This window comes from Hymenobacter mellowenesis, assembly GCF_030581005.1.
GTDB classification, from domain to species: Bacteria; Bacteroidota; Bacteroidia; order Cytophagales; family Hymenobacteraceae; genus Hymenobacter; species Hymenobacter mellowenesis.
Genome location: NZ_JAUQSX010000008.1, coordinates 301,001 through 308,493 on the forward strand (window position 1 = coordinate 301,001; position 7,493 = coordinate 308,493).

At 65.3% G+C, this 7,493-nt stretch carries 5 protein-coding genes; 3 read left to right on the plus strand and 2 right to left on the minus strand.

The annotated features are described in order from the left end of the window. The first annotated feature begins 14 nt into the window (after positions 1-14). From Q5H92_RS16595 to Q5H92_RS16605, 3 genes are all read left to right on the plus strand, one after another. Positions 15-707 carry a response regulator transcription factor gene (locus Q5H92_RS16595; RefSeq protein WP_305012667.1) on the plus strand — a complete coding sequence of 231 codons (693 nt, stop codon included), beginning with the start codon at positions 15-17 and terminating at the stop codon, positions 705-707. Between the two features lie 120 nt (positions 708-827). Beyond that, a complete protein-coding gene (locus Q5H92_RS16600) occupies positions 828-1,250 on the plus strand; it encodes a DoxX family protein (protein ID WP_305012668.1) in 423 nt (140 codons plus the stop codon). A 9-nt stretch (positions 1,251-1,259) separates the two neighbouring features. Continuing rightward, positions 1,260-1,742: a DinB family protein gene (locus tag Q5H92_RS16605; protein WP_305012669.1), complete on the plus strand. Its 483-nt coding sequence runs from the start codon at positions 1,260-1,262 to the stop codon at positions 1,740-1,742. Positions 1,743-1,936: 194 nt separating this feature from the next. Here the strand turns inward: Q5H92_RS16605 and Q5H92_RS16610 are convergent, their stop codons facing one another. After that, positions 1,937-6,181: a right-handed parallel beta-helix repeat-containing protein gene (locus Q5H92_RS16610; protein ID WP_305012670.1), complete on the minus strand. Its 4,245-nt coding sequence runs from the start codon at positions 6,179-6,181 to the stop codon at positions 1,937-1,939. Positions 6,182-6,400: 219 nt separating this feature from the next. Then, positions 6,401-7,300, minus strand: coding sequence for a LytR/AlgR family response regulator transcription factor (locus Q5H92_RS16615; RefSeq protein ID WP_305012671.1), 900 nt, complete (start codon positions 7,298-7,300; stop codon positions 6,401-6,403). Positions 7,301-7,493: the final 193 nt, after the last annotated feature.

Below are 7,493 nucleotides of genomic sequence, written 5' to 3' on the forward strand. Positions count from 1 at the left end.
ATAGCTTTGCGCTCATGCCTGCTCTACCCCTCGTTCGCATCACCATCTTGGACGACCACCGGTTGTTTCGCCAGGGCCTCGCCTTCATTTTGCAGCACCTGGCGTTTGAGGTGCGCGTGGCCGAGGCCGGCACCTTTGCCGAACTGCTGCCGCAACTGGCCCGGGAGCTGCCCGACGTGCTGCTGCTGGACATGCAGATGCCCGATGTGGACGGCATGGAGGCCACCAAACGCCTGCTGGAGCAGTACCCCGACCTGAAAATCGTGGTGCTGTCGATGCACGCCGACGACCATTTCATCACCCACATGCTGAAGCTGGGGGCGCGCAGCTACCTGCCCAAAGACGTGGACAAGGAGCAGCTGGGCGCCGCCATCGCCGGCGTCCTGGCCGACGGCCACCACTTCACCCCCCGCATCTCCGCGGCCCTGATGCGAAGCCTGGGCGCCGCCCCGCCGCCCCCGCCCTCGTTTGGGGGCGCGGCGCTGGTACTCACGCAGCGCGAGAAAGACGTGCTGGACCTGCTGTGCCAGGGACGCTCGACGGGTGAAATCGCGGAGCAGCTCTTCATCAGCCGCCGCACGGTGGAGGGGCACCGGCAAAACCTGCTGGAAAAAACGGGTACACCCAATGCCGTTAGCCTGGCCCTTTACGCCATGAAGCACGGGCTATTGGCCAATAGCGCCCCCAACAGCTCGTCGCTACGGTAGCGGAGGAGCGGGCAGATGCACTGGTTGAGTTCCTTTGTCGGCCACGGCTGGCCCGGGCAGCCGCACCCCGCTGGCACGCGGGCCGTATAGCTGGGTGTTCGACCAACCAAACAGCAAGCCATGCCACAGAAACCCCACACCACCACGCTCCAAAACGTTGCCCGCGGCGTACTGGGCACGTTCATGGTCTTTGCCGGCACCGGCCACCTCACCTTTGCCCGGCGCGAGTTTCAGGCGCAGGTGCCTGACTTTATTCCAATGGATAAGGACACCACCGTGCTGGCTTCGGGCGTGGTCGAAATCGGGCTGGGGCTGGCGCTGCTGCTGCTGAAGGGCCGGAACCGGCGGCGCATGGGCATCGGGCTGGCCGCATTTTACGCCGCCGTTTTCCCCGGCAACGTGCACCAGTACACCGCGCGCATTTCAGCCTTCGGGCTTGATACCGATGCCAAGCGTCTAGCGCGCCTGTTCTTCCAGCCTGTGCTAATGGGCGCGGCTCTGTACTCGACCGGCGCTTTGCAGACATCGAAGAACCGAAAATAACGGCATTCCATGGATAGACCCGACCAAAAAGCCATGCTGGCCGAACTCACCAGCCTGCTCACCAAAGACAACGCCCACGTCACTTTTGAGGACGCCTGCGCCGACCTCACGCCCGAAATCTGGAACCAGCGCGTGCCGGACGTGCCCTATACCATCTGGCAGGTGGTGGAGCACGTTCGCATTGCGCAGTGGGACATCGTGGAGTTCTGCGTCGAGCCCGAGCACGAGTCACCTAAATGGCCGGAAGGCTACTGGCCCGCACCCGACGCCACCGCCGACGAAGAGCAATGGCAGGAAACCCTCGACCACATCCGGCAAAACCGGCAGCGCTTCCTGCACCTCCTGCACGCGCCCGGCACCGACCTGCTGGCCAAAATACCCCACGGCACGGGTCAGACCATCCTACGCGAAGCCATGCTCATTGCCGACCACAACGCCTACCACACCGGCGAAATCGTGCTGATTCGGCGGTTGCTGAAAGCCTGGAAATAAGGAAATAATCAACCATAAAAAGAGCCCGGCACGTCTGACGCGCCGGGCTCTTTTTGTACGATGGATAATCAAGGAGGCGGCTGATATGCCGAATGACGTAGGGGCGGGGCCTGCCCCCCCGAACGCTGGCGCCGTCCCTACGATTCCGTTCAACGGCGGGCGGGGGCAGGCCCCGCCCCTACCGAAGGCCACCGCTACGGCAGCAGCTGCAGCTTGTGCGTCAGCACTTGCGGGCCGGCCTGCAGGCGCAGGGTGTAGAGGCCGGCGGGCAGGCCTTGGGTAGCCAGCGTCTGCTCGGCGGCGTTGGCCAAAACCTGCTGCCGCACCACCTGGCCCAGGGCATTGACGAGCGAAATGGTGCCCGTGCCCAGTGCCTTCTCCAGCCGCAGCGCGACGCTGCCGCTGGCCGTACCGGGGTTGGGGAACACCGTGAGAGCGGCTGCGGCCACCTGCGGGCGGCTGGCCAGCGGCGCGAGGCCGATGCTGAAGGCCCCGGTGGCATCGCCCGACGCGTAGCCCGACACGGCTACGTAGTGCAGGCGGCCCGGTGTGAGGCCCGTGACAGTTACGTTGCCCACAGCCGTGTTGGCGGTGCCGCTCGACTGGCAAAACACCTGGTTGAAGCCTGTGGTGCAGGTGGTGGCCGTGAACACGCGCACCATGCCGGCGGGTGCGCCGCTCAGGTAGAGCGGGGCGCTGGCGGTGGTGGGCGTCCAGGTAAACCACACGTCTTTGGGCAATATGGCCGGCGAGCAGGCCGGCGTGATGATGCTGGCCAGGTTGGTGAAGGTACTGTTGGCGTTGGTAGTGGCCAGGCCGGCCGTGAGCGGCAAGGCGCCGCAGGGCTCGTCGTTGTTCGGCGTCACCTGCTGTAGTATGACGGTGCGGGTATTGTTGGCCGGGGTGGGGTCGGCGCTGCCGTTGGGCTGGCTGGCTGTCACCACCAGCGTGTAGGTGCCGAAGGGCACCGTGATGCCCTGCGTGAAGGTGAATTGCTGCGAGGCGCCAAACGCCAGCGACAAGCCCGGGAACGTCTGCGTAACGGGCGTGCCGCCGTTCACCGTGTAGCTGAGCGTGAGCGTAGTGAGCACGCTGCTGCCCAGGTTGCGAATGGTGACCGTGACGGGGTTATTACCAGTACCCAGCGGCGACGTGGGCGCGTCGATGCTCACCAGCTCCACGTCATTCAGCACCACGTTGAACTCGTAGGCGCCGATGTCGGGCGGGCTGGTGCGCAGGGCGTTGGTGAAATCGCGCGGCACGCGGGCCAGAATGGCGGCGGCGCCGGCGCCGTTCAGCGCGGCGGCGGTGGGCACGAAGCTGCCGGCATTGAGGAAGGCGGGCGCGGCGGCCACGCTGTTCTGGTCGTAGGCGCCGCTGTTGGCGGTGCGCCAGTCGGCCAGGGTGAGGTAACTGGTATTGTTCTGGCGACCGGTGAAGGCATCGGCGCCCGTGCCCACGTACAGGTTGTTGTAGTTGCTGAAAATGTCGGACGTAGCCGTGCCGAAGAAGAAGGCGTAGCGGCCCTGGGCGCCCACCTGCGTCACGCTCACCAGGTTGTTGCGGAAGTCGATGTTGGTGGCCTGCGTGGTTTGATAGAAGCCCACCACGGCCGAGGTCGAAGCCACCGGGTTATCCATAATGATGGTGTTGTGGTAGTAGCGGGCGTAGCTCGAACCGCCGTTGTAGATGGCGTAGGCCGTACCAAGGGTGTTGAAGTTGTAGAACAGGTTGTTCACCACGTCGTTTTCGTTGCCGGCCGTGGCCGAATTGCTCACATAATAGATGCCGTAGGCCGGCAGCGAGCTGCCGCCGGCGCCCGTCTGGGTGTCGTGAATGCGGTTGCGCTCGATGGCCGTGCCCACGCAGCCCGTCACATAAATGCCATAAAAAGTAATGGTCGAGCCCCGGCCTTCGCGGTGAATGTTGTTGCCCAGCACTTGGCAACCCGCGTAGTTGGCCAGGTAGATGCCGTAGTTGAAAAAGTCCCGAACGGTGGTGCCCGTAATGCGCACGCCGCTGGTGCGGCTGGTGGTCGAAAGGCCCGTCAGTGTGATGCCATACGCGCCCCCGCTGATGGAGTCGTTCTCAATGCGCAGACCCGTGGCCTCGCCGCCGGAGGTGGTCGACGTCAACGAGCCGCTCACGGCGATGCCCGCGTTGGTGGTAGTGAGGGTGGAAGCGCTGGAGGCCAGAATCGAGCAGTTTTTGATACGGTTGTTAGTCGCCTGCCCCACCAGGTGCACCCCAATGCTGTACTGCACCGAAGCGGCCAGGTCGAGGGTCAGGTTTTGCACGGTCAGGTAGTCGGTGCCGTTCAGCAGCACGGCGGCGGGCTGGCCCGAGGTGCCGGCGTAGGTCAGGCGCTGCTTGGCCGCGCCGCCGTCCACCACGATAGTGTCGGTGGTGCTCACGCCAGCAATCTGGCCCAGCGAAAATTGCTCGGTATAAGGCCCGTTTAGCACGTTGATGCGCACTGAACCTGAGATGCCCGCGTTGTTGAGCGTGGCCGCTGCCTCGCCAAAACCCAGGAAGTTGGTGCCGCTGGCCGGGGCCTGCTTGTTAATGGTGAAGGTGCCCACCATGGGCGTGTAGAAGGTCTTGCTCAGGCTGGTGGTGGCGGTGCCGCCGTTGGGCGCGCTGGCCGTCACGGTCAGGGCGTTGCGCCCGCTTACCAGCGTAATGGGCGCCGTGAAAGAGAAACTCTGGGTGGCGCCCACGGCCAGACCGCCGGCCGGTGTCAGCGTCTGCGTAACCGCGGCCGCGCCGTTGAACACGTAGGCCAGCTGCACGGTAGTGAGCGGCGTGGTGCCGTTGTTGCCCAGCGTGACGGTGACGGTGCGCCCGCCCGTGGTGAGGGGCGGCGCCGGCGAGTCGATGCTGCGGATGAACACGCTAGCCGTGTTGGCTGGCGGCGCGAACTCATACGCGCCCAGGTCGGGCGCCGTGGCGCTGCGGGCCGCGCCGGTGAAGTCGTCCGTCACGGCCGCCAGCGGCGCGCCGATGCCGTTGAGGGCCACAGCGGTGGGGCGCAGGTCGCCGGTGGGCACGCTCACAAATTGCGGCTCTACGGCCACACTGTTCTGGTCGAAGGCGCCGCCGTTGGCCGTGGCCCAGTCGGCCAGCGTGGCGAAGGCCGAGGTCTGGTAGAACCCGGTGCGGTAGGTGCTGCCGCTGCCCACCAGGTCGTTGTTGTTGCTCACAAACGTGGGACCTACCGACGACACTAGAATGGCGTAGTTCAGCCCCGTGCCCGTGCGGCTCAGGCGCACGATGTTGTTGCGAAACTCCACGCTCACGCCCGTGGTCTGGTAAAACCCAAAGCCGCCGCCCGTACTGGCATTGGCCTGGTCATCAATGTTGATGGTGTTGTGGTAGTAGCGGGCATAGTCCGACGACCCGTTGAAAATGCCGTACACCGCCGAACCGCTCAGGTCATAAATCAGGTTATTGGCAATGAGGTTCGGCGTGGTGGCCGAAGCCGCTGCCAGCGTAAACAGGTAGATGCCATAAGCCCCGGAAGTAGTGGTGCTGCCCGCTGGAAACGCCTGGTGAATCCGGTTCTTGGCCACCGTGGCGCCGCTGGTGCCCACGTTCATGTTCAGGCCATAAAAAGAAGCAGCGCCGGTGCGGTTCGGGCGCGACACGTCGTTGCCCGTCACCTGCGCGCCGCTCAGATAGCTGATGTACATCCCCGCATCGTAGCAGTCGCGGATGGTGTTGCCCGTAATCTGCACGCCGGGCGTGGGGGCCGTGAGGCTGCCCGAGCCCACCACCGCAATGCCGTAGTAGCCGCCCACCACGGTGTTGCCCTGCAGCGTCAGGTTCTGGCTGGCTGTGGTGCCGGTGCCGGTGATTGAGGTGGTCGAGGCGTTCGACACAATGCCCGCGAAATTGGTGGTCGTGCTCGTGGCGGCCGTCGTGGCCGTCACGGTACAGTTGCTAAGCACGTTGTTGTCGGAGCCGTTTAGCAGCTGCACGCCCCAGCCGTAGGTAGCCGTGCTGGTACCGCCTACCGTGGCGTCCACCAGCAGGTTGTTAATGGTCACAAAATCGGCGCCATTCAGCGTGATAACCGCGCGCTGGGCACTGGTATTCGACCCAAATTGAATGGTGCGCCCGCCGCCGTTAAACGTCACGCGGTTGGTAGCACTGCTGCCCGTGAGCTGGTTCAGGCTGATTTGCTCTGTATAAGGCCCGCCGCTTACCGCGAACGTCACGGGCCCGCCCACGCCGTTCGTATTCAGCGCCGTAGCCGCATCCGTGAAGCTAGCGAAGTTGGTGCCCGCCGTGGCCTGGGCGTTGTTGATGGTGTAGGCGCCGCTAAGGGCGGTTTGGGCCTGAGCGCCCAGCATGGTGGCCAGGCCCAGGCCGCAAGCCAGCCAAAAGCGGTGCGCCAGGGACGGCCGGGGCCGCGCGATGGGTAAGGGTGAATGCATAGTTATCAAGGCTTTGGTTGAGAAAATGAATGAGATAGGGGATGGCGCCGCCAGCCGTCAACCTCACCTGTGGAAAGGGGAACCTGACGATGTGTAGCGTGGACTCTGCGAGTCCGCGCAACGAGCGCAGCGAGTGTGGACGTGAGCACGAAACCTGGCGCGAGCTACTCGCTGTGCTCGTTGCGCGGACTCGCAGAGTCCACGCTACACATCGTCAGGCTACCCAATGGTGCGCAGCCGGCGCAGCAGCTCGTCCTGGTACAGGCGGCTCACGGGCAGCAGCTGCTTGCCTACCTGCACGAGGTGGCGCACCGGGTCGAGCCGCTCGATGTGCTCGATGTTGACGTAGTAGCTGCGCTGAATCTGCACGAAGCGCTCGGGCGGCAGGTACTGCACCAGCTCGCGCAGGGGCATGCGCACGTGCACGGTGCGCTCGGCCAGGGTGAGGCAGCAGAGCTTGTCCTCGGCCATCACCGACTGCACGTTGCTGAGCCGGATTTTTTCGAGCAGGCCGTTTTCCTTCACAAACAGCGCATCGGGCAGCGGCGCCACGGGCAGCGATTCACTGGCGGCTGGCTCCGGCGCCGGGGCGTGGTGCTGGCTGAAGTTGTGCACGGCCAGCGCCAGCGCCCGGCCCAGGGCGGCCACGTCCACGGGCTTGGTAAGGAAGGCCGCCGGCCCCACGTTTTGCGCCCGCGCAAAGGTCTGGCCATCTCCCATCGAGGTGAGGAAAACTACCGGCACGGGGCGGTGCGCCAGCAGCTGGCCGGCCAGCGCAATGCCATCGACGGGGCCGCGCAGGTGCACGTCGAGCAAGGCCAAGTCGATGGTTTCGGTGCGGTGCAGGGCCATGGCGATGCGCGCATCGGCGGCCGGGCCCACGGGCTCGTAGCCCAGGTCCTGCAGGGCGGCTTCAAGCTGCTCGGCGTAGAGCGGCTCGTCTTCCACCACCAACACCCGGATAACCGATTCTGCAGGCAAGGCCATTACTTGTTCGACCGGCAACAGGCCAGCGTCCGACGAATATACATACCCTGGCCAGCCGGCGCCCCGCTCCCCGGGCGGCGCCCCCGGGGCCGGCCCGGTGGTATCAGCAACAGAAACAACGGAATACGTCATATACCAGCGGTGGCCGGCCGGGCGCTTTTCCAGAAAAGAAAAACCGCCGCCGACAGCCCCAGCAAGATGACCCGAAGATTAAGCCGCCGGTACCGGGCCGGCGCCAGTGGCCGCAATCAGGGCGCCAGTGGCCGGAATCGGGGCGCCGGCCGGGGCGGCGGGGGCCGATGCGCCGGCCGACGCCCCGATTCCG

Excerpts from the sequence above, each read along its gene's own strand:
- Q5H92_RS16595 (WP_305012667.1), top strand. The coding sequence starts at position 15 with ATGCCTGCTCTACCCCTCGTTCGCATCACCATCTTGGACGACCACCGG.
- Q5H92_RS16600 (WP_305012668.1), top strand. The coding sequence starts at position 828 with ATGCCACAGAAACCCCACACCACCACGCTCCAAAACGTTGCCCGCGGC.
- Q5H92_RS16605 (WP_305012669.1), top strand. The coding sequence starts at position 1,260 with ATGGATAGACCCGACCAAAAAGCCATGCTGGCCGAACTCACCAGCCTG.
- Q5H92_RS16610 (WP_305012670.1), bottom strand. The coding sequence starts at position 6,181 with ATGCATTCACCCTTACCCATCGCGCGGCCCCGGCCGTCCCTGGCGCAC.
- Q5H92_RS16615 (WP_305012671.1), bottom strand. The coding sequence starts at position 7,300 with ATGACGTATTCCGTTGTTTCTGTTGCTGATACCACCGGGCCGGCCCCG.